Origin of the sequence: Arthrobacter sp. cf158, from assembly GCF_900106835.1 — a bacterium.
Classification (GTDB): Bacteria; Actinomycetota; Actinomycetes; order Actinomycetales; family Micrococcaceae; genus Arthrobacter.
This window is the reverse complement of record NZ_FNNR01000002.1, coordinates 179650-203398: the sequence shown is the minus strand read 5'-3', so window position 1 is coordinate 203398 and position 23749 is coordinate 179650. Positions and strand designations below refer to the sequence as shown.

Sequence of the window (23749 nt, the reverse complement as noted above, 5' to 3'; positions counted from 1 at the left end):
CTCAATGACTGAAACTGTTTGGGCGCCGGACGGCGGCAATTTGGTGGTGCACGCGGACAACGCGCAGTTCCTCCCTACGCTGCCGGACGGCGCCTTCACACTCATTTACGTGGATCCGCCCTTTAACACCGGCCGGGTCCAACGCCGCCAGGAAACCCGCATGGTCCGCAACGCGGACGGCGACGGCGACCGCGTCGGCTTCAAGGGCCGCTCCTACGACACCATCAAGGGCGCCCTACACAGTTACGACGACGCCTTCAGCGACTACTGGTCGTTCCTGGAGCCCAAACTCGTGGAAGCGTGGCGTCTCCTGGCAGATGACGGCACGCTGTACCTGCACCTCGATTACCGCGAAGTGCACTACGCCAAGGTGATGCTTGACTCGATCTTCGGCAGGGAATGTTTCCTCAACGAGATCATCTGGGCCTACGATTACGGTGCCCGCGCCAAAAACCGCTGGCCCACCAAGCACGACAACATCTTGGTGTACGTGAAAAACCCCACCAAATACCACTTCGACAACGCCGAGGTGGACCGTGAACCCTACATGGCGCCCGGCCTGGTTACCCCCGCCAAACGTGAACTCGGCAAGCTGCCCACAGACGTCTGGTGGCACACGATTGTTTCACCGACCGGCCGCGAGAAGACCGGCTACCCCACCCAGAAGCCCGAAGGCCTGGTGCGCCGGATTGTCTCCGCATCGAGCCGCGAGGGCGATTGGTGCCTCGATTTCTTCGCAGGTTCCGGGACGCTCGGTGCTGTCGCAGCCAAGCTGGGCCGCAGCTTCGTGTGTGTCGACCAAAACGAGCAGGCCATCGAGGTCATGCGCAAGCGGCTGGGCAGCAAAGCCGTGTTCCACGACATCCAGCCTTCGGTGTCCCAAGCCTGACCCGGGATCAGGCGACGCCCTTCACGAAGGCCGTCACGGAGTCCGCGATCATCTGCACGGCAATGGCTGAGAGCAACAGGCCGGCGATCCTGGTGACAAGTTCCACACCATTTTCGCCGAGGACGCGCTGAACCACGCCCGCGAACCGCATCGCAAGGTACAGCGAGGCAAGCACCACCGCAATGCCAAGTCCAACTGCAAGATACTCTGACAGTTCGCTGGACTGCTGGACGAAGACCATGACTGCCACGATCGCACCGGGACCAGCCATGAGCGGAGTCCCCAGCGGCACGAACGCCACATTCTTATATTTGGCGGCGTTTTCTTCGCCACTGGTGGACCCGGTCAGCAGCTGCAGGGCAATAAGAACCAAGAGCAGACCACCCGCACCCTGCAAGGCAGCCAGCGAGATGTGCATGTAGTTCAGGATTGACTGGCCAAAGATCGCGAAAACCACTATCACGCCGGTGGCCACCAAGAGCGCCTGGAACGCGGAGCGGTTACGGTCCTTCGCGGACATCTGAGCCGTTAAGGACATGAAAATAGGCACCGTTCCGGGCGGATCCATGATCACGAACAACGTGACGACTACCGATGCGAGCAGCTGCAAATCCATCAGCGGAGCCCCTTCACCGAATCACCGTAGATCCTGTTGCCAGCTCCTCGATCTGCGCCAAGACCTCAGGCGACGTCGTGTTCTCGCCCAAGAGGTTTGGTTTTCCCGTTCCGTGATAGTCGGAGGAGCCTGTGATGAACAGGCCGTGCTCGGCCGCCAGGCCCCGCAGGAAGATGCGGCCTTCCTCAGGATTGTCGCGGTGCTCCACTTCAAGCCCCAGCAAACCGGCGTCGATCATGTCCCTGTACGTGCGTTCCCCTACGATGCGTCCCCTGGCCGACGCCACTGGATGGGCGAAGACCGGGACGCCGCCAGCGGCCCGGACAAGCTCGACGGCGACAGCAGGGTTGGGCGCGTAGTGCTGCACGAAGTACCGCGAATGTGAGGTGAGGATGGAGGTGAACGCTTCCGTACGGTCGGCCACCACACCGGCGGCAACCAGGGCATCGGCAATGTGCGGGCGTCCAACTGTTGCGCCGGGAGCCACATGGTGGATGACGTCATCCCATGTCAGCGGATAATCCTCGGACAACAAGGTGACCATGTGCTCGGCCCGGGTGAGCCTGGCATCCTTCGACTTGGTGATCTCCTCCAGTAATCCGGGATGTGCGGGGTCGTGGAGATAACTGAGCAGGTGGACGCTGATGCCTTGCTCCGTCCGGCAGGAGATTTCCATGCCTGGAACAAACGCGATGCCATGTTCCAAGGCCGCAGCGGCGGCGGGCTCCCAGCCATCCGTGGAATCGTGGTCAGTCAGCGCGACGGCGTCCAGGCCGGCCGTCACGGCGGAAATGATCACCCCGGCGGGTGTCTCGGTTCCGTCGGAAACATTGGAGTGCGCATGCAGGTCTATCCTCACTTCCCCAGCCTATGGGATGTGCGGCCCCTTGGAGCGTTGCGCCGTTGGCCTCCTCACGGAACTGGTGGGACGATGTAACGGTGAACGATGCCGAAAACACCCAAAACATGGACACCGCAAATTCCCAGCCCCTGGAGGAGCGTGTCAACAACCGCTCACAGAGGCCCACCTCCGACGCCTTCAAGGCATTCATGGCCAGCAATTGGGCGCCGGCGCCGCAGGTGACCCCTGCGCGTGACGCCGTTGCAGACCATGCCGCGCGCCGCCGTCGTACCATCTCCGAACTGTTCAAAGGCGAACGGCTTGTTATCCCGGCCGGTCCGCTGAAGGTCCGCTCCAACGACTGCGACTACCGCTTCCGCCCCCACTCCGGTTTCGCCCATCTCACGGGGCTGGGCCTGGACCACGAGCCTGACGCCGTCCTGGTCCTGGAGCCGGTGGCTGAAGGAAAGGGCGACGACGGCGGTCACCACACTGCGACGCTCTACTTCCGGCCGCTGGCCGGCCGCGATACCGAACAGTTCTATGCTGATTCCCGCGCCGGTGAGTTCTGGATCGGTGCACGCCCCACACTGGCCGAGTTCGAAGCCCGCCTGGGCCTGCCCACCGCACACATTTCCGAGCTTGAAATGGCGATCACCAAGAACGTCGGCGCTCCGGAAATCGGCGGCATCTCCATCCGCCTGGTCCGCAAGGTGGACGAGAACATTGACGCCCTGGTGGACACCGCCCGCTATAACACCGCCAAGGACCCCGAAACCCTGGACCTCGGTGAACTCGACGCCCTGGACGAAAAGCTCAGCGAAGCGCTCTCCGAGCTGCGCCTCCTCAAGGACGAGTGGGAAATCGAGCAGATGAAGATCGCCGTCGCGGCCACCGTGGAAGGCTTCGCCGACGTCGTCCGTGCACTCCCCCGGGCGCTGACCCACAAGCGCGGCGAACGTGTTGTTGAGGGTGCCTTCTTCGCCCGCGCCCGTGAGGAAGGCAACGAACTCGGCTACGACACCATTGCTGCCTCCGGCAATAACGCCACTGTGCTGCACTGGAACCGCAACTCGGGAACCGTCAACGCCGGTGAGCTCCTCCTGCTCGACGCCGGTGTGGAAGCCGACTCCCTCTACACCGCGGACGTCACCCGCACCCTGCCAGCCACCGGCACGTTCACCGATGTCCAGCGCAAGGTTTACGAGGCTGTCCTGGATGCCGCCGACGCCGGTTTCGCCGCCGCCCAGCCAGGTGTCCGGTTCCGCGACATCCACACAGCGGCAACCACCGTGTTGGCCGAGCGCCTCGCTGAGTGGGGCCTGCTGCCGGTGTCGGTCGAGGAAGCCATCAGCCCTGAGGGCCAGCAGCACCGCCGCTGGATGCCGCATGGAACCAGCCACCACCTGGGCCTGGACGTTCACGACTGCGCCCAGGCAAAGCGCGAACTCTACCTCGACGGGATCCTCACCGAAGGCATGGTCTTCACCATCGAACCCGGCCTGTACTTCAAGGACGAAGACCTCGCCATCCCCGCTGAGTACCGCGGCATCGGCGTCCGGATCGAAGACGACATCCTCATGACCGCCGATGGCCCCGTGAACCTCAGCGCCGCGTTGCCGCGCAAGGCAGACGACGTCGAGTCCTGGATGGCCGGCATCTACCAGGAGGCGCAGGGCCAAGCCAGCACCAAGGCTTAGCCAGCCGCGAACACATTCCAGCGCGAACATTAAGGGAAGGCCACCGGATCATGAATCCGGTGGCCTTCCCTTAATGCTTTGCTCCGGCTGTTACTGCTTGGAGGAGTCTTCGGAGCTGGACTGCTGTCCGTCCTCCCGGGGTGCATTCTGGCCCTCTGTCACGCGTACACCGTACTGCGGACGACCATCCGGAAGGTCCGGGTAACGGACCGCGGCCGGTGTGGGGTTTTGTGCAGGCTGCGGGCCGGGTGCCGCCGCGGCTGCAGGAGCCTGCTGGCCCTCCGGCGCGCCGGACTCCGGGCCACGTTGGCCGTAGGGGTCGTTCCAGGTGGTGGGACGCTCAGGAGCTTGGCCGGGCTGCTGGAACGGAGTGTTCTGGGGTTTGTAGTTGCTGCCCTGCGGCGCAGCTGCCTGCGAGGGGTTCATGGGCAATTGCTGCAGCAGGCGGCGGGCCTCATGGGATGCCTCGACGGCAACAATGACGTCATAGTTGGTGGCCACCACCTGGCTGGTGGAGGTGAAGTCACGCTTACCCCTCTGGGTGGCGTAGGTGACGATGCCAAACAGCATGAAGAAAGCCGCGCCCATCAGCACCGAGGTGATGATGGAGAACGGACCGCCGGCTGGAGTGAAGAAGGAGAGCATCACACCGACGAACAGGCCGAACCACATGCCGCTCAGAGCGCCGGACAAGGCCACCCGCGGGTAGCTCAGGCGGCCGGTCACCCGCTCAACCATTTTGAGGTCGTTACCCACGATTGATACCAGCTGAACCGGGAACTGTTGGTCCGCGAGGTAGTCCACCGCCTTCTGGGCATCCAAATAAGAGGTGTACGACCCCACGGTGTCTCCTTGGGGGACGCTGCGGGATTCCTCAATGGCTTTGGGACCACCAAAAATGTTAGACATAGCCCCATTGTGTCTCATGGACATGTGAAGAGGCTGGAATTCAGCTAAAAGAGAGCAGACTCGGTAGCCTGTAAACATGAGCACACATCCTTCACGCGTCTTTGTCGCGCGCCTGCTCGGCTTGGACGTCTTCGACCCCTTGGGCGACCGTCTGGGCCGATTGCGCGACGTCGTGGTGCTCTCGCGCGGGACCCGTGGTGCCCCGCATGTGGTGGGCATCGTGGTGGAAGTGCCGGGCAAGAAGCGGGTTTTTGTACCCATGACCCGGATTACGTCCATCGACCAGACGCAGATCATCTGCACTGGCTTGGTCAACCTGCGCCGTTTCGAACAGCGTGGTGCTGAAACGCTGGTGGTGGCGGAAATGTTCGATCGCCGGGTCACGCTTGCCGACGGCAGCGGAGACGCCACGATCGAGGACATCGCCATGGACCAGCACCGCTCCAAGGACTGGTTTGTCAGCAAGCTGTTTGTCCGCCGCGGACATTCCCTGTCGCCATTGAGCCGGCTGCGCCGCAACGAAACCTTGATCATTGACTGGGCCGACGCCCAGACAGGCGCCCACAACGAGCCCCAGGCCGCCACACAGTTCGTCGCCACGCACGAAGACCTCAAGCCAGCCGACTTCGCAGAAGCCCTGCAGGAAATGAGTGACAAACGCCGGTTCGAAGTAGCCAGTGAATTGCAGGATGAGCGCCTCGCCGATGTCCTTCAGGAACTCCCGGAAGACGACCAGGTGGAGATCCTGTCCGCACTGGACGTGGAGCGTGCAGCCGACGTCCTGGAGGAGATGGATCCGGACGACGCCGCCGACCTCCTCGCCGAGCTCCCCTCTGCCCAGGCCGAAGAGTTGTTGCAGCTCATGGAGCCGCAGGAAGCTGAAGACGTACGCCGCCTCCTGGAGTACGACGAAGACACCGCCGGTGGCCTCATGACGCCTGTCCCCGTCATCCTGCCGCCCGAGGCCACTGTGGCCGAGGCCCTGGCCCATGTCCGCCGCGAGGAGCTTTCCCCCGCGCTGGCCTCCTCCATCTTCATCGCCCGTCCGCCGTTGGAAACGCCCACCGGCCGCTTCCTCGGCGTGGTGCATATCCAGCAGCTTCTCCGGTTCCCCCCGCCGGAACCCTTGGGCAACCTCGTGGACAAGAACCTGGAACCGCTCTCGGACCAGGCGCACATCAGCGAGGTAGCCCGGACCCTGGCCACATACAACTTGAATTCCCTTCCAGTCGTCGACGACGACGGCCGCCTTGTGGGGGCGGTGACTGTTGATGACGTGCTGGATCACCTGTTGCCGGATGACTGGCGCGCCCACGAGGACGACGCCCCTATAAGGAAACTTGGAGGCCGCATTGGCTGATAACAACGCCACCCGATCCGCCAAGTCCGCGGGACGCTCGGGCAGCAGCCTCGATACGCCGCTGAGTGGCCGCCAACGGATCCTCCCCAAGTTCTCGCCCAACCCGGATGCCTTTGGCAACGCGACGGAAGGCTTCGCCCGTTTCATGGGTACGCCGACGTTCCTTGTGTACATGACGGTGTTCTGTGTGTTCTGGCTGGCCTGGAACTCCTTTGCTCCCACCGACTGGCAGTTTGACCGGATGGAGTTGGGGTTCACCCTGCTCACTCTGATGCTCTCCCTCCAGGCCTCCTACGCCGCACCCCTCCTTCTGTTGGCCCAAAACCGGCAGGATGACCGCGACCGTGTCTCGCTTCAGCAGGACCGCCAGAGGGCCGAACGCAATCTCTCCGACACCGAGTACCTCACCCGGGAACTGGCGTCGTTGCGCATCGCCCTGCGCGAGGTGGCCACCCGTGACTACGTCAGGGCCGAGCTCCGTAGCCTCCTGGAGGACATCATCGATGCTCAGGAGGAACTCCGCGACAATGAGGCGGCCTCTGACGGCACCGAATCGGCCGGCGACAAGGTGAAGGAAAAATTGAAGGAGAAGCGCGACAAGTCGCGCGGTCCGCGGACGCAGCAGATCCCCAAGGTCCGCCCTCCGCGGAACACCGGGCCACAGCATTCCTCTGCGAAACCATCCACTGAGAACCCTGAAAGCCGGGCCTGACCGTATGAGCACCGCATCTGCCGAGGCGCTTCAGGCTGCCTTGGCAACTGTCATTGATCCCGAACTCCGCCGCCCCATCACGGAACTCGGGATGGTGGAATCGGTTTCTGCCGATGCTGCCGGAGCCGTCCAACTGGCTGTCTTGCTGACCATTGCCGGTTGCCCCCTCCGTGACACCATTACAAACGACGCCACCGAGGCCCTCTCACGGGTCCCTGGGGTCACCAGCGTGGATGTTGAACTCAAGGTGATGACTTCCGCCCAGCGCGAGGCCCTCAAGGAGCAGCTCCGCGGCCCTGGTGGACAGCGCGGCATTCCGTTCACCAAGCCGGGATCATTGACCAAGGTGTACGCCGTAGCCAGCGGAAAAGGCGGAGTGGGCAAGTCCTCCGTCACCGTCAATCTCGCCTGCGCCTTGGCCGCCCAGGGTCTCCGGGTGGGCATCGTGGACGCCGACGTTCACGGCTTCTCAGTACCGGCACTGATGGGGATCACGCAAAAGCCCACGCAAGTGGACGACATGATTCTGCCGCCCGTGGCTTACGGCGTTAAGGTCATCTCCATCGGAATGTTCGTGGCCGGCAACCAGCCGGTGGCGTGGCGTGGTCCCATGCTGCACCGGGCCTTGGAACAGTTCCTCACCGATGTCTACTTTGGTGACCTCGATGCCCTTTTCCTGGACCTTCCCCCCGGCACCGGCGACATCGCGATTTCCGTGGCGCAGTTGCTGCCCAACGCTGAGATCCTGGTGGTGACCACGCCGCAGGCAGCTGCCGCGGACGTCGCGGAGCGCGCTGGAACCATTGCCACCCAGACTGGCCAGAAGGTGGCTGGCGTCATCGAAAACATGTCGTTCCTGGAGATGCCCGACGGCGGTCGCATGGAACTGTTCGGAAGCGGCGGCGGCGCCATCCTGGCTGAGAGGTTGACTGCCGCGGTGGGCAGCGAGGTTCCGTTGCTTGGCCAGATTCCCTTGGACATCCGTTTGCGGGAGGGAGGCGATGCCGGGAAACCCGTGGTCCTGGCAGCACCGGAAACTGTAGCTGCAAGAGCTATGGAGACGATCGCTGAGGCCTTGGCATCACGGCCGCGCGGACTGTCGGGCCTTCCGCTGGGAATCCAACCCCGCTAGGCAGGGACAACTGCGGACAACCGCCCAACAACGGGTTTTAGGTGGCCTCAGAGTCGAAGGGTGCAGGTTCTCCCTCGGCCAAGCGCTCGATCACCCTGGTGGGTGTTTGTGGCTTCGTCTGTACCGCTGCGGCGGCAGCGGTCGCCGCTACAGCCGGCGCTCCCGGACTCACGGGTTTGGCGTCATCGTCCAGGAGTGCATCCTTGATGATGCGCCGGGGATCGTACTGACGGGGATCATATTTCTTCCAGTCGACCTCATCGATATCGATGCCGACTTCTTCCTTGATCTGCTCGCGGGCACCCGAAGCCATCCGGCGGACTTCCTTGACCAGATTTGCGAGCTTTTGAGTGTATTCGGGCAAACGGCTGGGACCGATGACGAGCACGCCGATAATCAGAAGGAGTATGAACTCCGGGCCGTTGATTCCTAACACGCTACGAAGATTACCTTGTCTGTGGTGTCGCTCATAAACCGGCGGGCCGGAGAAGGGTCCGGAGCCCGCGCAGCAGTCTGTCGTGCCAGGCTTCGGGACTTTCGTTGGTTGGTATGGCTCCCAGGGACTCGCCGGCGCGGACGATTTCGGGGACTGCATCATCAGCGGTGTCCGCGGGGAGGTCTGACGAGTAGCTGATCACGGCTGCAGGCATTGTGTACACGGCTTTCCAAGGCATCCCCTGGGTAACGGAAAGCCGGGCAGGCGTCGAAGTACCCACGGCAGTGCGATCCTCCGGCAGGTGCTCTTCCACGATGGTGGCGTAGTGTCCGTTGCTCTCCAGCTTGATCTCAACCGCCGCGTGGCCGTTATGCATGGTTGCTTGGGCTGACACGACGTGGAAACCCATCGCCGACAGCTCGGGGCACGCCCATCCTTCTTTCCTCAGCGTATCCAGCTGCGCAGAACTCAAACTGACTGTGCTGCCGGCCCTGAACGCCGGTCCCACCATGGTTTCTGCCGGGCTTCCCGTCCAGGCTCCGGCCAGGGCACCGACGTCGCTTGTCCCTCCAAACGCCTGCTTTTCGTCATCACCTGCCACCACATAAGCGGACACAGCAAGGGCTCCGGCGCTGACCGCCAGCGTGCTGGCCGCCACGGCCGCAAGGCGGACTGCCCGCCTCCCTCCGTGAGGGGCCTGCTGGGTGGCAAACGGCTGGCTTGGCTGGTTGGCAAGCCGTTCCGTGTGCTGGATGAGACGCGCTGCGAGATCGTGGCTGGCCTCAGGAACAGAGGCACACCGGAGACGTTCAAGGTACTGACGTTCCCGTTGCAGGGCATTGCGGCACTCCGCGCATACCTCAAGGTGTTCGGGGGCTCGCGTGTGGCGCAGCGCAACCAGTTTGCGCCGGGACAGAAATCCCGGACGACGTGGATGTCGAGGCATCGACGTCCTAAAGAATGCTGGCGATGCGCGGCATCTTCAGGCGTGGCTTGCGAGCCTCCGCCGGACGAGGATCGCGGTGGGCAAGCTTCTCGCGCAACATGGTGCGGCCGCGGTGGATACGGGACCTGACAGTGCCCAGCTTGACCCCCAGGGCCTCTGCGACCTCGTCATAGGACAGGCCTTCGAGATCGCACAGCACGACGGCGGCGCGGAAGTCGGGCGGTAACTCCTCCAGGGCGCGCTGGACGTCAAGATCAAGGTTGTTGTGCTCGAAGCTCTGCTCGGGTCCGGGCTCGCGGCCCGGCAGGCGGGATTCCGCATCCTCGGCAAGCGCGTCGAAGCGGATCCGGCTCTTGCGGCGGGCCTGGTCGAGGAACAGGTTGGTGGTAATACGGTGCAACCAGCCGTCGAGAGTTCCCGGCTTGAAGTTTTCAAGCGAACGGAACACGCGGACAAAGACCTCCTGGGTCAGGTCTTCGGCGTCGAACTTGTTTCCCGTCAGGCGATAGGCGAGGCGATATACCTTGGCGGAGTGGTTCGCTACCACTTCCTCCCAGCTGGGCATGACCCACTCAGCAACGGCCTCAACGCTTTCCGATGTTTGGACTGGCGCAGCATGCGATGCCGGCATCGTCCACTCCCCTCAAACTGTGATTCACCAAGAATTCGGCGCCGCCCACCTCATGGATGACCGGAGCATTATCATCCCAAGGTTGTCTGGGAATTTCCTGACTGGCGGGCATTTTTCCCGCAAGGCTGAATCCGACGTCGGACACAACCGCTGGGCGGTTGACCAACAGCGGGATTACAAGGGCGGACCCAGTAGTCTGGTACAAACACCCCTACCCGCGGAAAGCGAAACCCTTCATGAGTGCCGACAAGTCAAGCAGCTGGTCCTACGCAGAAGATCTGCCGGCTGAGGATGACGTCTTGTTGCGCGCCCGCGAGCGGTCCTTCGAGCTGGGCGTCACGCCCATCAGTCCCGGCGTGGGTGCCGTGCTGACGGTCCTGGCTGCCGCATCCAAGGCGCAGACCGTGGTTGAGGTGGGCTCCGGCGCCGGAGTGTCCGGCGTCTGCCTTCTGCGGGGCCTGAGCCCGCAGGCAGTCCTGACCACCATCGACGTCGATGTGGAACACCTCAAGGCGGCCAGGGAAGCGTTCCTTGAGTCAGGGAGCCCAGCCAACCGGACGCGCACCATTTCGGGCCGCGCCGCTGACGTGTTGCCTCGCCTGACGGACTCCGCCTATGACCTTGTTTTCATTGATGCCGATAAGCCGAACTTTCCCAAGTACGTGGAACAGGCGATCCGTCTGTTGAAGTCCGGTGGCACCTTGGTCATCAACGATGCCTTGGACAAAGACCGCGTAGCCAACCCGGCCGCCCGGGACTCCACCACCGTGGTGTTGCGCCAGATTGGCAAAGCCATCCGCGATGACGAGCGGTTGGCCTCGGCAATGCTGCCCACCGGCGATGGGTTGCTGGTCGCGGTCAAGAAGTAGGCGCAGCGCTTGCAGTATTCAGCGCGGAACGTTCCTTAAACAAAAAAGCAGGGCCCAGCTCCCGCCGGGCCCTGCTCCTAAATCTATTCGGTCACACCTACGAGGCATTCCTTGAGGTTTTCCGCTTCGGCGGCATTGAGCTCGACGACAAGTCGCCCTCCGCCTTCGAGTGGCACACGCATGATAAGGCTGCGTCCCTCTTTGGTAACTTCCATAGGGCCGTCGCCAGTACGTGGTTTCATAGCCGCCATTAGGAAAATCCCCTCCATTTGTCCCAAGTCACGCCCAACCCGGCCGGGCTGGATCCGCTTCGCAATTGCAGCCGGCGGCACCGCTTGGGAGGCCGCCTTGGCCGGGCACTTTTAGGTGCTTTGTCCTTGCTCGTAGTCCATTATCCCGTACTTACCCGTCCGTAGCGAATCAGCGGGCTATTTGTCCGGGCTTTGTACATATTGTGTTTCCCGGGCAAAGCTCCACGTCAGGGCGGATAGTCGCCCCCACCGGGCAACGGAGCCCAGGCCCACAGCCATACCACCCAGACGATCTGGAGGAGGACGAACAGCACCACCACGGTCCCCCGGTAAGCCTTGGACTTGGACAGCAACGCCGCACCCAAGGCCAGCGGGAACAGCGGTAACAGCATCCGGAAGGTACTGGTCTGCGGATGCAGGAACACCAGCAGATAACCCATATAGCAGGCACACCACAGCCGGAGTTCCATTCCAATGGCCCTGACGGGCCTGGAAATCATCAGCAACACGAAAAGCGCTGTGAAGACAAAAGGCGCCAGCACTCCTAGAACGGGGCCGAACAGCATCCGGCCGGTATCGAACCACGGTTTGAAGGGGACAAGATCGTGTCCCCGCCAGGCGGTCTCGGTACGCGTGTAAGCGGCAGGGTCCCCTGTCACGGCCCAGGCGATGGTCGGCCACGCCAAGGCTCCGAGCGCGGTCGCGAACACCAGGACGGCCAGTGACACCAAGCTGCGTGTCGACGTCGGGCGTGTTGCCGCGCCGCCTTCTGGTGGCTGGGCAGACAACGACGGCCGGAGCCTGCCCCACAACCGCCAGAGGAACAGCAGCCCGAGCATGGCAGCGAAGGGCACTCCGGTGGGCCTGGACAAGCACATCAGGAGGACCACGGGAATGGCGGCGAGATAGTGCCGCCGGACAACCAGCAACAATGACGCCGCAAGGAGCAACAGGTTCAAGGACTCTGCATACGGGACCTGCAGAATAGGGGATACCGGAAACGTGGAAACAAAAATGACGCCCCACATGGCCGTTCGCCTGCCCGCGAACTCCCTGAAGAGCTGGAAGATGACCAACGCTGCGCCGAGACCTGCCACCATGGCGATTGCCGTCAGTGCGGGCAAAATTCCCATCCCGGTCATGGCGGACAAACCCCGGGCGAGGAAAGGGAAGAGTGCGTAGAAGGCCCACGCGTTTTCCTTGACTACGCCATTCGCGTCCACGGGCAAGACCGTGGGATAGCCTTTCTCAGCGGCTTCCTGGTACCAGCGGCCGTCCCAGATGGTGACAAAATTCCAGTAGTCAGGCGCAGGCGGGAACCAGGGGTTGGTGCCTTGGTGAATTGCTGCCGCCATGAAGATGCAGGCGCTGACAAGGCGCGCAACAACAAAGACCACAGCGACCTGCAGCCACCACGGCCATCCCGCCATTCGTGCCCCGGAAGAAGACACTGCGCGCGAAAGCCGTGCCGTGAGTCCTTCCCCAGCCGAAACCGGGCCTTGTGGGCTCACTGCTTGGTCCGGCTGGTCTCGCCGTCCTCCAGCCCGGGCTGGGCCAAAGCCCCGAGTCTTTCGATTTCACGGTCCTTCGCCTCAAGCTGGTCCCTCAGTTCATCCAGGACCTGATCAACCTGGTCCATCCGATAACCCCTCAGTCCCAAGGCAAAGCGCAGGGAATCCACGTCGGAAGGCTTGGCTTCGGCAGGCAGGAGCACAGGCGGCAGAGTGGGAACGGGGTCATCAAACCCCGCCCCTATAGAGCGCCCCCGGACGATTCCTGCACCGAAATACAGTGCAGCACCAATAAGAACGATCGCGAGAAACACCAGGAAAAAGCTCACAAGGTCCATCGTGCCAGATGCGCCTGGCTACTCCGGGCGCTGGTTGCCGTTGGCGGCCGGCGGCAGGGGTGCCCCGTGCAGGACACGGTGCACGGCGTCAGCAGGGTCATCCACGAGCTGGATCAAGTCCAGATCCTTCTCCGACACCATGCCCTCCGCCACCAGAGTTTCCCTGATCCACTCGATCATTGGGCCCCAGAACCTGACGCCCAGAAGGACGATCGGGAACGATGTCACCTTGCGGGTCTGCACGAGCACCATGGCCTCGAAGAGTTCATCCAAGGTTCCGAGGCCGCCCGGGAGCACAACGAATCCTTGGGCGTACTTGACGAACATGGTCTTTCTGGCGAAGAAATACCGGAAGTTTATACCCAGGTCCACCCACTGATTGAGGCCCTGCTCAAAGGGAAGTTCAATACCCAAGCCAACGGAAACTCCGTTGCCTTCCACGGCGCCCTTGTTTGCCGCTTCCATGGAACCAGGTCCACCGCCGGTGATGACCGCTACGCCGGCTTCGGCCAGCTTGCGTCCAACGTCCACGGCCATCTCGTAGTACTCGGTCCCGGGCTTGGTGCGCGCCGAACCGAACACACTGACAGCCGGTCCCAGATCCGCCAAGGCTCCGAAGCCTTCAACGAACTCACTTTGAATCCTCAGGACACGCCACGGATCAGTGTGAATGAATTGCCCGGCACCACTGGTGTCCAGCAAGTGCTGGTCAGACATCCCCGTATCCGCTTGTTTGCGGCGAAGCTCCAAAGAGCCTTTGTGCTTGGCCGGTGCAACCTCCGATGGCAGGGGCACATGGGCTGCCCTGACGTGGCCGTTGGCATCCGGGTGGGGTACTGGGTGCTGGCTGATGCTCATTGCCCAAGGCTAGCGCCTATGGATGCCTGCTCAGTCGCTGCGACCCGCTTCTTGCATTGCAGTCTGGTATATCGCTGGGGAGCAGGTTTCTGTTCAGTCACGATCTTCAGGAACTTGGCGTGACCGTGGTCATATTTGCTTCTTTGTTCGCTAGATTCGTCGTATGACTACTCAAGCGTCCGGCGATGCCCTCGTCTCCCTGAACGGCGTCAATAAGCATTACGGTCAATTGCACGTCCTGAAAGACATCAACCTCCACGTCAAGAAGGGTGAAGTCGTGGTGGTTATCGGACCCTCCGGTTCCGGTAAGTCCACCCTGTGCCGTGCGATCAATCGTCTGGAAACGATCGACGACGGCGACATCGCCATTGACGGGAAGAAACTCCCCGAAGAAGGCAAGGATCTGGCGCACCTGCGCGCCGACGTCGGAATGGTCTTCCAGTCCTTCAACTTGTTCGCCCACAAGACGATTCTTGAGAACGTCACGCTGGGACCGATCAAGGTCAAGAAGGTAGCCAAAGGAACCGCCGACAAAGAGGCCATGGCGCTTCTTGAACGCGTCGGTGTCGGACACCAGGCTCCCAAGCTTCCCGCACAGCTCTCCGGCGGCCAGCAGCAACGTGTGGCCATAGCACGCGCTCTTGCCATGAAGCCGAAGGTGATGTTGTTCGACGAACCGACGTCCGCGTTGGACCCCGAGATGATCAACGAAGTCCTGGACGTCATGATCCAGCTGGCAAAAGAAGGCATGACCATGATCGTGGTAACCCACGAGATGGGTTTTGCCCGCAAAGCTGCCGACCGCGTGGTCTTCATGGCCGACGGTCAGATCGTGGAAGATGCAACCCCCGAGGAATTCTTCACCAACCCGAAGAGCACCCGCGCCAAGGACTTCCTGTCCAAGCTCTTGACCCACTAGCTCTCTATCGCCCGCACCCAAGACTGTAGAGACCGCACCCAGGCCCTAAGACGGCCAACCTAAGAAAGGAATGTCATGAAGGCTTTCATTACCCGGAGGAAGTCGCTGCTGGTGGCCGCTTCTGCCGTGCTCGCCCTCTCACTGAGTGCTTGTGGCGGCAGCAGCACCACCACTCCCCCTGTTGCCTCGGCAAGCTTCGAAGCCGGCACCACCATGGAGAAGCTGAACAAGGCCCAGAAAATCACCATCGGCACCAAGTTTGACCAGCCGCTGTTCGGCCAGAAGGGCCTGGACGGCAAGCCTGTCGGTTTCGACGTTGAAATGGGCAAGGCAATCGCCGCCAAGCTGGGAATTGCTGCAGACAAGATCGAGTGGGTAGAGACCGTCTCCCAGAACCGCGAGTCGTTCATCGAGCAGGGTCGCGTTGACCTCGTCATCGCTACCTACACCATCAACGATGCCCGTAAGGAAAAGGTCGCTTTTGCTGGCCCGTACTACGAAGCCGGCCAGGCGCTGCTGGTGAACAAGGACGATACCTCCATCACCAAGCCTGAGGACGTCAAGGGCAAGAAGGTCTGCTCCGTGACGGGTTCCACCCCGGCAAAGACCATCGCCGAGAAGTACGGCGCAGAGGTTGTTCCGGCCGCCACCTACACCGCTTGCCTGGAGCCGTTGCGCAACAAGCAGGTTGTGGCTGTCACCACTGACAACGTGATCCTCGCCGGCTACGTGGACAAAGAACCGGACGCTTTCAAGCTTGCCTCGGACGAAACCTTCACCAAGGAGCCCTACGGCATCGGCCTGAAGAAGGACGACACCGTCTTCCGCAACTGGATCAACGACCAGCTCGAAGCATTCCAGAAGGACGGCGAGTACAAGAAGGCTTGGGAAGCCACTGCAGGCAAGGTCATCAAGACCACTCCTGAACTTCCCGCAGTCAACCGCTACTAGTCGGGATCAGTTAGCTGCCGCCGCCCCGTCGGGCGGCGGCAGTTGATGACTCCAGGACCCTGTTCCCTGATTAGCTGCAGCCGAAGGAAGCCATGGACGCCGTCATAGCAAGCCTCCCCGAATACTGGGACGGATTTCTCCGCACCCTATATCTCTCCGTAATTTCAGGAATCATTGCCCTCATCGTCGGCACACTCCTGGCGGCCATGAGGGTTTCCCCCGTGGCTGCACTCCGTGGTTTCAGCATGTTTTATGTTGAAGTCGCACGAAATACCCCACTGACCATCATTTTCTTTTTCGCAGCCATTGTCCTGCCCCGACTTGGCGTCAAATTCGAGCAATTCGAAGTGGCCGCCATTATTGCGCTGAGCAGCTACACGGCCGCCTTCATTGCCGAAGCCGTCCGTTCAGGCGTCAACAGCGTGCCCGTCGGTCAAGCAGAAGCCGCCCGCAGCGTCGGCATGACCTTTACCCAGGTTCTGGGGTTCATCGTCCTCCCCCAGGCAGTCCGCACAGTCATTCCTCCCTTGATCAACATCCTGATCGCACTGGTCAAGAACTCCTCCGTGGCAGGCGCGTTCTTCGTCCTGGAGCTGTTCGGTTACGGCCGCCAGCTCTCCAACGACTACGGCGACCAAGTCCTCTGGATCCTTCTAGGGGTAGCGTTCTTCTACCTCCTGATTACGGTTCCGCTGGGGCTCCTGGCTCACTTTGTTGAACGAAAGGTGGCGATTGCCCGATGACATCGGTCCTGTACGACGTCCCCGGGCCGAAAGCCCGCCTCTACTCGCTGATCGGATCAGCCGCCGGAATTCTGATCATCCTCGGAGTCCTCGCAATCGCCGTCGTCACTTTGGCGCAGCAAGGCATCTTCGACGCGGACCGCTGGGAAATCTTCTACGGTCCCCTGGCGCCGGACGTCTGGAGCCTGATCGGCCAAGGCATCCTGTCCACCCTGGCTGCGGCCGCAGTGGCAGCCGTCATTGCTTTCCCGTTGGGCATCGCGCTCTGCCTGTTGCGCATCTCCTTGATCTCCTGGATTCGCATACCCACACAGGTGGTCCTTGAGTTCCTTCGCGGCATGCCCGTGGTCCTTATGATGTTGTTCGTTCTGCTGGTCTTCGCCACCGGACAGTTCCAGGCGGTCGTGGTTGGCTTGGTGCTCTACAACGCCGCCATCTTCGCCGAAATCCTTCGAGCAGGCATCCAGTCCCTGCCCAAGGGACAACGCGAGGCCGGGCTGGCCATCGGTTTGCGCAGCTTCCAGTCGCGCATGTCCATCGAGTTCCCCCAGGCCGTACGACGCATGCTGCCATCGTTGATTGCGCAGCTGGTGGTGCTCCTCAAGGACACCTCGCTGGGCTACATCGTCGGATACGAAGAACTCCTGCGGAAGATCCAGATCATGGCTGACTTCCTGGGTCCGGACTTCCTGTTCCCAGCGTTCTTCGTGGGCGCCGCAATTTACATCCTGATCAACCTGTCCGTTTCCCGGATTGCGATCATGATCGAGCGCCGCGGCTCCAAGAAGGCCGCTGGGGGCGTGGCTCCGGCCAGCATTCGCACAGGCCTTTCAGCCGGCGGTAATGATCCCGTCGCCAAGGACTCTGTGGAGGGACCGGGCACGAAGTAGCCATCCTGCACCGCACAAGGAAGGTCCGCAGCCAACAGGCTGCGGACCTTCTCCCTTTTTAGGGGTTGGCTTTTTAGGGGCTGGCTCCGCCGTGAGAGCAGCGTGGCGCTGTGTCATGAATTTCCTCGCGGACTGAAGGGGCCAGCCGGAATCGGCTGGCCCCTCAGGTTGTACAAGCGGTTCAGGTCATTCAGGAAGACGCCGCCAGAATGGCCCTGGCCAGATCGCGGGGTCGGCTCCACATGGGCCAATGGCCCGTTGGGAGGTCAATGACATCGAGGTTGACGAGGTTCGCGACTTCGGCAAACATGGCATGGCCTGCGCGGGCCAGTTCCAGCACCTGGGCGCTCGGGATCGAGCAGCACACCAGAGTTGTCCGGACCGTGCGGCGGGCATCGTTCGTGAGCTCGACGGGCTGACGAAGCACGGGGCCTGGCTCAGGGACTGCCCGGCTCCGGAAACGCTCCAGGACGTCTGCGCTCAGGCCCTCGAGGCTGGCCTGCTGTGCCAGCGCACCGAAGGGCGGCAGCGGAAGCTCCTCCAACCCCTCCGGGAGGTCTGCGGCAAAGACGCTGCCCGTCACCACAGGACCAGAGTCCACCCATACCACCCGTTGAACAAGCTCAGGCTGCCGGTCCAGGACAAGACTGACGGGAGCATTTGCCCCGCTGTGAGCGACGATTACGGCAGGCCCGTCCTCGGAAACCCCTAGCCGGACCATGAGGTCCATGACCGCTGCGGCTTGATCGTCGAGAGTCTTCGAGGCACGCTCAGGATCGTCCCCCTCCAACCCAGGCAGTGTCATGGCCATAGCACGGGGGTGGTCGGTTTTCAGGTATTCGAGGACTTCATCCCACGCCCAAGCGCCCAGCCAGTGGCCGGCGATGAGAATGATGTGCGGATTGCTCGTTGCGGTTGTCATATCACCAGCTTCGTAGGCGGTGCAGACAGGTGTATGTCACTATTTATGTCATGAATTTGCTGCAGGCAGAAGGGTGAAGCGAACAGAGCGACTGCATGCCCTGTCCGAAATGCTGCGCCGCAATGGATCCCGGGGTTGCTCCGCCGAACGGCTGGCGAGAGAGTTCGGCGTGTCCGTGCGCACAGTCAAGAGAGACCTCGCTGCGCTCGAGAACAGCGGAGCGCCCGTCTGGTCGCGCCCGGGTCCGGGCGGTGGCTACGGATTGGCCATAGGCGCGTCCCTGCCGCCTGTCAGCTTGTCCCCAGCGCAAGCTGTTGCGCTGATGGCGGCCGTGTCCGCTGCACCTGACGCCCCGTACTCCGATCTGGCAGCGGCCGGGATCCAGAAGATCCTGGACGTCCTCGATCCAAAAACACGTGCAAGAGCCGAGCAGCTGGCCGGCCGCGTGTGGGTCAACCCGCTTCCATCATCTTCACGCACCATCAGGTCGGCACTGGAGGCGGCGATGGCCGAGCAGCGGGTGGTCCGCATTCGCTACACCTCGGGAGACGGGACCACCACTACCCGCGACGTTGAACCAGTTCTCTTCGCCTCCACGAACGGCCGGTGGTACCTGGTTGGGTGGTGCCAACTACGCGATGCAATGCGATGGTTCACCGTCTCGCGCATCGAGCGGGCCAGCGCAACCGGAACGCCTTGCAGCGGCCATACCATCCACGAAGTCGGCGAACCCCCACCGAACGCCAGACCAGTGCATGGTAGGGGCGGGCCAGGCCACCCAAGCAACCCCTCGGGTCAGTAGAGCCAGCTACGGCGCCAGCCACGTCCTCAGTGCCCGGAGGCACTCACGGACGGCATCGGCGTCGACGTGTTCATTGTCCTTATGCGCCAGCAGCGGATCGCCGGGGCCGAAGTTCACCGCCGGGATGCCCAGCTCACTGAAGCGAGCGACGTCGGTCCAGCCGTACTTGGGCTTCGGCTCGGCCCCGACTGCGGCAACAAAGGACGCGGCAGCCGGATGGTTGAGTCCCGGACGAGCGCCGGCAGCTGCGTCGGTCCGAACGACGTCGAAACCCTCCAGCAGCTCCCGAACATGGGCCTCGGCCTGGTCAGGAGTCTTGTCCGGGGCAAAACGATAGTTGATTTCCACCACGCAGCGATCGGGAATGACGTTACCGGCTGTGCCGCCGTTGATCTTCACGGCATTAAGGCTTTCGCGGTAGTCAAGGCCGTCCACGTTGATGGTCCTGGGTTCATACGCAGCCAGCCTGGCAAGGATGGGAGCCGCAGCGTGGATGGCGTTGCTGCCCATCCACGCACGCGCGGAGTGGGCAGTCTCACCGATGGTGGTGGCTTCGAACCGGCTGGTGCCGTTGCACCCACCTTCCACGGTGCCGTGCGTGGGCTCCAGGAGGATCGCAAAATCGCCGTCCAGCAGGTCGCCGTGATTGCGTACCAATCTGCCAAGGCCGCTCTTCACTGCCTCCACTTCCTCATGGTCGTAGAAGACGAAGGTGACATCTTTGTCCGGCTGCCGTCCGTCGTCGAACAGTGTTGCCGCCAGTGCGAGTTGCACCGCGACCCCGCCCTTCATGTCGGTGGTCCCCCGGCCATAAAGCACGCCTTCCCCGGGAACGCCGGACTCCCACGTCGCGGGAACGGTGCCCAACGATCCCTCAACCGTGGGCAGTGGAACCGTGTCCAGGTGCCCGGCAAGGATGACGCGCTCAGGACGGCCAAGTTCGGTTCGCGCAATGATGGCGTCACCGTCCCGGACCACGGCGTAAGCGGGGATGGCACGCAAGGCGGCCTCCACCGCGTCGGCCAGTTCGGTCTCGTTACCGGAGACGCTGTTGAAGTCGATGATCGCGGCCGTCAGCAAAGCAACGTCCTGGCGCAGGTCAAGGAGGGCGGGAGCAGGGTTCAGGGTCACCCGTCCAGCTTAATCCCCGGACACAACGTCAAATGCGACCTTCACGGCGTGAGACGGGTTTTAACCGACCTCCGACTGCTGGATAGACTTGGCGCATGACTGAAACTGCTGCTTCTGCTGTGCCCGCAAACGCGCCCGCCACCGACCGTTCGGCCTACGGATTCGGCCTCGCGACCATCGCCACCTCGGCCTCCGGGGAAGCAACCGTGCTGGATGTCTGGTTCCCGGCGCCTGCGCTTGGCGTAGCGGCCGAGTCGCTGCGCGACATCGAAAACGCAGACCCCTCACTCACTGCACTCGCCGATGAAGGCAACGACGCCGATCGTGGCACCGAGCAGAAGGTGGTCTTCGCACAGATCGACCTCGACGCCGCGCCGGCAGACACCGCTGACGCCTACCTTCGCTTGCACCTTCTCTCACACCGCCTGGTCAAGCCCAACAGCATCAACCTGGACGGTGTCTTCGGCAAGCTGCCCAACGTGGTGTGGACCAACTTCGGCCCCGCCGCGGTTGACGGCTTCGAACTGACCCGTGCACGCCTGCGCAAGCGCGGCAACGTTGTGGTCTATGGCGTGGACAAGTTCCCGCGGATGGTGGACTATGTTGTCCCCACAGGCGTACGCATTGCCGACGCCGACCGCGTTCGCTTGGGTGCCCACCTTGCCGAAGGCACCACCGTGATGCACGAAGGTTTCGTCAACTTCAACGCCGGTACGCTGGGCACTTCCATGGTCGAAGGCCGCATCTCGGCAGGCGTCGTTGCCGGTGACGGCACGGACGTGGGCGGTGGAGCATCCATCATGGGCACGCTCTCCGGCGGCGGCAAGGAAAAGATCGCCCTGGGTGAGCGCGTGCTGCTCGGCGCCAACTCCGGCGTCGGCATCAGCATTGGCGATGACTCAGTGGTCGAAGCCGGTCTCTATGTCACCGCCGGAACCCGCGTGCGCGTCCCTGGACCCAAGGACGAGAACGGGGAGGACACCAGCAAGATCATCAAGGCGGTGGAACTCTCCGGCGTTCCCAACCTGCTGTTCCGCCGCAACTCCACCACCGGCGGCGTGGAAGTTCTGCCGCGCAAGGGTCAGACCGTGGAGCTGAACGAGGCTCTGCACGCCAACTAGCAGGAGACGTTCAATGCGCCGGTTCCGCCGCGCCATCGTTGCGGTGCTGGCTTTGGCCCTCGTAGCAGGTGCCATCTACGCGATAGTTGCTGTACTGCAGCGCTCCGAGACCTTGGTCACGGAGCGCTGCGTCGCCGTCGCAGGTTCCGACACCCACGAGCTGGCCACAGACCAAGCTGCCAACGCTTCACTCATTTCGGCCATATCCGTGCAGCGGGGGTTGCCGCCCCGGGCGGCGAGCATTGCGCTGGCCACCGCTATGCAGGAATCCCGTCTCCGGAACATCAACTACGGCGATGAAGCGGGACCGGACTCCCGTGGCCTGTTCCAACAGAGGCCCTCACAGGGCTGGGGCACCGAGGCCCAGGTCATGGACCCCGTCTATGCGAGCAACGCGTTCTATGACGGACTGGTCAAAGTGCCCGGGTTCGAGACCATGGAAATCACCCAGGCCGCCCAAGCCGTCCAGCGATCGGCATTCCCACGCGCCTATGCCCAGCATGAAGCCATGGGTCGTGCTTTCGCCTCCGCCCTGACCGGGCACTCCGAATCATCGTTGAACTGTGAGCTGCGTATGCCCGAAGCGGCAGGCGACCCTGCCGCCGTCGTCGATGGCATCACGACGGCGTTCGGCGGCCACGCGGCCACGGTTCAGGGCCGTTCGGTCCAGCTGGAGGTCGCTGGAACACAGGCATGGGCCATTGCCCACTGGGCCGTAGCAAACGCGAAATCCCTGTCCATCACCCAAGTGGACGCTGCCGGCCAGACCTGGAACAGGGAGAAAAGGGACGGCTGGCATGCTTCTGCCGATCCGTCCGGGGGAGTCACTATCACGGTGTCCGCCCCCACCACCTGACTCAGGCAAGCAACTCCACCACTGGCTGGACATAGCTGCGGAAGACATCTGGCTCGGCCAGCAACCGGTGGCTCATGATCATGGTGCTGGGTTCCAAATACCAGGCGCGGGGTTCATTGAGGGGTAGCTCAATGATGGTGAGATCGAAGTCCCGGGAACTGCGGCCGACTTCTAGCAGCCTGTCCTCCACCATTTCGTTCAGGACCTGTGTCACGCCGTTTGCTTCGCGGGCAGCCTCAAGGCTTGCATACTCGTCAATGCGATCCGTCGCCCACCCCAGGGCCGATCCGAAGTGAGCCTGCAGGACGCGCTGGAGTGCCGGCGAATTCCCGAATGCCTTGAAGCTGGGAGGAGCCAGTTCCGATGCCGGGTTGGGGTAGGACTTAACCAGGTTCTCCCACCACGCTTCCCATTCCGTCTTGAGAGCGTGAATTCCCCCCACATCGGAGGTGAGGTGGCTGTGATCGGCATGCCGGACCTTGGGAGCTGCGTGCGACAACACAGGTTTGCCAGCACCATCCAACCCCGCGACATCGCGCAAATAGAGGGCGATGAGCATCGGCCCGGACGTGTCCATGGTGATACGCCATCCCGGGCCGCATGACTCATGCATCCGAATTCCTCCCTTGGCAGGTTCCCGACTTCTCCCAGTCTATTCCCGATGAGTCCAGACGGTAGTGGCGCGGAGGCACTGCTTGGCAGAGGCCTCGGTGGTTCAGGACGAAGCAGGTGCTCCAGCCAAAGAACGTAAGTGCGCCGTCAGGACGTCGCTGCACATTTCCGCTGTCATCCACTCCGGTTGCAGCAATGCGTGCATGCACAGCCCATCCATGGTGGCCAGGAGCCTCTCCGCTTCCGCTACAAGGGTTTGTTGGGCCTCAGCCTCTTGGGGGCTCAACAGCATGATCAAACGCCCGACGACGGCCGCCACAGCGCGGTGGCTGCGCTCAGCTTCGGCTGCCAGGACAGGCTTGATACGTGCAGCGTGGCGGAACGCCATCCATACGCAGGCATCCACCGCGAGCTCTTCGTCCAGGGGAAGGAACTGGCCGAGGAGATTCAGCACAGCGGCCTGCTGCGCTGAGCTGCCCTGACGTTCCGCTTCCACTGCCGTCATGGCGGACTCCAAACGGCCGGCAATCCGGTCGATCACTGCGCCAAAGGAGAAGACCAGGAGATCGTCGCTGCTGGCGAAATAGTGCCGTACCGAGCCGACGGCCAGCCCTGCCTCATCGGCTACTTCCCTCAAGGATGCCCGTTCCAAGCCATCACTGGCGATGATCCGGAAGACGGCTTGGACAACTTCCTGGCGCCGGGCTTCGGCATCAACAATTTTGGGCACCAGTATTTTTTAGCACGAACGTGCTTCAACACCGCTCAACACAGAGCGGCGTGGCTCCGATTTCCGATAGCGT

General features: G+C 62.5%; 27 protein-coding genes. 13 read left to right on the top strand and 14 right to left on the bottom strand.

Going from position 1 to position 23749, the window contains the following annotated elements; all coding sequences use genetic code 11:
• The first annotated feature begins 4 nt into the window (after positions 1-4).
• Complete coding sequence (locus tag BLW08_RS03900; protein WP_090818129.1) at positions 5-889, top strand: DNA-methyltransferase; 885 nt, start codon at positions 5-7, stop codon at positions 887-889.
• Positions 890-896: 7 nt separating this feature from the next.
• Here the strand turns inward: BLW08_RS03900 and BLW08_RS03895 are convergent, their stop codons facing one another.
• Entirely contained in the window at positions 897-1505 is a 609-nt protein-coding gene (locus BLW08_RS03895) for a MarC family protein (RefSeq protein WP_090818126.1), read from the bottom strand.
• A gap of 13 nt (positions 1506-1518) precedes the next feature.
• Positions 1519-2364, bottom strand: a complete 846-nt coding sequence (locus BLW08_RS03890; protein ID WP_090818123.1) for a PHP domain-containing protein — start codon at positions 2362-2364, stop codon at positions 1519-1521.
• A gap of 80 nt (positions 2365-2444) precedes the next feature.
• Between BLW08_RS03890 and BLW08_RS03885 the strand changes: the two genes are divergently transcribed.
• On the top strand, positions 2445-4046 hold the full coding sequence (locus BLW08_RS03885; protein WP_091323877.1) for an aminopeptidase P family protein: 1602 nt from the start codon (positions 2445-2447) through the stop codon (positions 4044-4046).
• 90 nt (positions 4047-4136) lie between these two features.
• Here BLW08_RS03885 and BLW08_RS03880 read toward each other — a convergent pair whose 3' ends face one another.
• Positions 4137-4955: a YflT domain-containing protein gene (locus tag BLW08_RS03880; protein ID WP_175538567.1), complete on the bottom strand. Its 819-nt coding sequence runs from the start codon at positions 4953-4955 to the stop codon at positions 4137-4139.
• Between the two features lie 76 nt (positions 4956-5031).
• On the opposite strand from BLW08_RS03880, the gene BLW08_RS03875 reads away from it, so the two are divergent.
• The 3 genes from BLW08_RS03875 to BLW08_RS03865 are packed head-to-tail and all read left to right on the top strand — an operon-like array spanning position 5032 to position 8159.
• Positions 5032-6315, top strand: a complete 1284-nt coding sequence (locus BLW08_RS03875; protein WP_026539974.1) for a magnesium transporter MgtE N-terminal domain-containing protein — start codon at positions 5032-5034, stop codon at positions 6313-6315.
• A complete protein-coding gene (locus tag BLW08_RS03870; protein ID WP_091323421.1) occupies positions 6296-7027 on the top strand; it encodes a DUF1003 domain-containing protein in 732 nt (243 codons plus the stop codon). Before BLW08_RS03875 ends, BLW08_RS03870 begins: the two co-directional genes overlap by 20 nt.
• Before the next feature lie 4 nt (positions 7028-7031).
• Positions 7032-8159, top strand: a complete 1128-nt coding sequence (locus tag BLW08_RS03865) for an Mrp/NBP35 family ATP-binding protein (protein WP_090818114.1) — start codon at positions 7032-7034, stop codon at positions 8157-8159.
• A gap of 37 nt (positions 8160-8196) precedes the next feature.
• On the opposite strand, the gene BLW08_RS03860 is transcribed toward BLW08_RS03865, so the two are convergent.
• From BLW08_RS03860 to sigE, 3 genes are read right to left on the bottom strand one after another with little or no spacing between them, the layout of a single operon-like run.
• On the bottom strand, positions 8197-8595 hold the full coding sequence (locus BLW08_RS03860; protein ID WP_090818111.1) for a twin-arginine translocase TatA/TatE family subunit: 399 nt from the start codon (positions 8593-8595) through the stop codon (positions 8197-8199).
• Between the two features lie 31 nt (positions 8596-8626).
• Positions 8627-9541: a hypothetical protein gene (locus BLW08_RS03855; RefSeq protein WP_254779664.1), complete on the bottom strand. Its 915-nt coding sequence runs from the start codon at positions 9539-9541 to the stop codon at positions 8627-8629.
• Between the two features lie 7 nt (positions 9542-9548).
• Positions 9549-10172, bottom strand: coding sequence for an RNA polymerase sigma factor SigE (gene sigE, locus BLW08_RS03850; protein WP_090818107.1), 624 nt, complete (start codon positions 10170-10172; stop codon positions 9549-9551).
• 236 nt (positions 10173-10408) lie between these two features.
• On the opposite strand from sigE, the gene BLW08_RS03845 reads away from it, so the two are divergent.
• The gene (locus tag BLW08_RS03845; RefSeq protein WP_090818104.1) at positions 10409-11041 is read left to right on the top strand and encodes an O-methyltransferase; all 633 of its coding nucleotides are present in this window, start codon (positions 10409-10411) and stop codon (positions 11039-11041) included.
• Between the two features lie 83 nt (positions 11042-11124).
• Here BLW08_RS03845 and BLW08_RS03840 read toward each other — a convergent pair whose 3' ends face one another.
• The 4 genes from BLW08_RS03840 to BLW08_RS03825 form a co-directional block, all read right to left on the bottom strand.
• On the bottom strand, positions 11125-11292 hold the full coding sequence (locus BLW08_RS03840) for a DUF3117 domain-containing protein (protein ID WP_064721643.1): 168 nt from the start codon (positions 11290-11292) through the stop codon (positions 11125-11127).
• 227 nt (positions 11293-11519) lie between these two features.
• Complete coding sequence (locus BLW08_RS03835; RefSeq protein ID WP_090818102.1) at positions 11520-12722, bottom strand: hypothetical protein; 1203 nt, start codon at positions 12720-12722, stop codon at positions 11520-11522.
• Between the two features lie 77 nt (positions 12723-12799).
• Positions 12800-13141, bottom strand: a complete 342-nt coding sequence (locus tag BLW08_RS03830) for a DivIVA domain-containing protein (RefSeq protein ID WP_091323416.1) — start codon at positions 13139-13141, stop codon at positions 12800-12802.
• A gap of 18 nt (positions 13142-13159) precedes the next feature.
• Complete coding sequence (locus BLW08_RS03825) at positions 13160-13999, bottom strand: LOG family protein (RefSeq protein ID WP_175538566.1); 840 nt, start codon at positions 13997-13999, stop codon at positions 13160-13162.
• 163 nt (positions 14000-14162) lie between these two features.
• Between BLW08_RS03825 and BLW08_RS03820 the strand changes: the two genes are divergently transcribed.
• From BLW08_RS03820 to BLW08_RS03805, 4 genes are all read left to right on the top strand, one after another.
• The gene (locus tag BLW08_RS03820; RefSeq protein ID WP_090818095.1) at positions 14163-14918 is read left to right on the top strand and encodes an amino acid ABC transporter ATP-binding protein; all 756 of its coding nucleotides are present in this window, start codon (positions 14163-14165) and stop codon (positions 14916-14918) included.
• Between the two features lie 75 nt (positions 14919-14993).
• Positions 14994-15869 carry a glutamate ABC transporter substrate-binding protein gene (locus BLW08_RS03815; protein ID WP_090818092.1) on the top strand — a complete coding sequence of 292 codons (876 nt, stop codon included), beginning with the start codon at positions 14994-14996 and terminating at the stop codon, positions 15867-15869.
• 92 nt (positions 15870-15961) lie between these two features.
• Entirely contained in the window at positions 15962-16612 is a 651-nt protein-coding gene (locus BLW08_RS03810; protein WP_090818089.1) for an amino acid ABC transporter permease, read from the top strand.
• Positions 16609-17502, top strand: coding sequence for an amino acid ABC transporter permease (locus tag BLW08_RS03805; protein ID WP_090818086.1), 894 nt, complete (start codon positions 16609-16611; stop codon positions 17500-17502). The genes BLW08_RS03810 and BLW08_RS03805 overlap by 4 nt, the downstream gene beginning before the upstream one ends.
• 190 nt (positions 17503-17692) lie before the next feature.
• On the opposite strand, the gene BLW08_RS03800 is transcribed toward BLW08_RS03805, so the two are convergent.
• A complete protein-coding gene (locus BLW08_RS03800; protein WP_091323410.1) occupies positions 17693-18424 on the bottom strand; it encodes an alpha/beta fold hydrolase in 732 nt (243 codons plus the stop codon).
• 73 nt (positions 18425-18497) lie between these two features.
• Between BLW08_RS03800 and BLW08_RS03795 the strand changes: the two genes are divergently transcribed.
• On the top strand, positions 18498-19226 hold the full coding sequence (locus tag BLW08_RS03795; protein ID WP_091323408.1) for a helix-turn-helix transcriptional regulator: 729 nt from the start codon (positions 18498-18500) through the stop codon (positions 19224-19226).
• A 6-nt stretch (positions 19227-19232) separates the two neighbouring features.
• Here the strand turns inward: BLW08_RS03795 and dapE are convergent, their stop codons facing one another.
• On the bottom strand, positions 19233-20357 hold the full coding sequence (gene dapE / locus BLW08_RS03790) for a succinyl-diaminopimelate desuccinylase (protein WP_091323406.1): 1125 nt from the start codon (positions 20355-20357) through the stop codon (positions 19233-19235).
• 95 nt (positions 20358-20452) lie between these two features.
• Between dapE and dapD the strand changes: the two genes are divergently transcribed.
• Positions 20453-21478, top strand: a complete 1026-nt coding sequence (gene dapD / locus BLW08_RS03785; protein ID WP_090818074.1) for a 2,3,4,5-tetrahydropyridine-2,6-dicarboxylate N-succinyltransferase — start codon at positions 20453-20455, stop codon at positions 21476-21478.
• A 13-nt stretch (positions 21479-21491) separates the two neighbouring features.
• Positions 21492-22334, top strand: coding sequence for a hypothetical protein (locus tag BLW08_RS03780; RefSeq protein WP_091323403.1), 843 nt, complete (start codon positions 21492-21494; stop codon positions 22332-22334).
• A gap of 1 nt (position 22335) precedes the next feature.
• On the opposite strand, the gene BLW08_RS03775 is transcribed toward BLW08_RS03780, so the two are convergent.
• A complete protein-coding gene (locus BLW08_RS03775; protein ID WP_090818067.1) occupies positions 22336-22947 on the bottom strand; it encodes a hypothetical protein in 612 nt (203 codons plus the stop codon).
• Positions 22948-23049: 102 nt separating this feature from the next.
• Positions 23050-23676, bottom strand: coding sequence for a TetR/AcrR family transcriptional regulator (locus tag BLW08_RS03770; RefSeq protein WP_091323401.1), 627 nt, complete (start codon positions 23674-23676; stop codon positions 23050-23052).
• Positions 23677-23749: the final 73 nt, after the last annotated feature.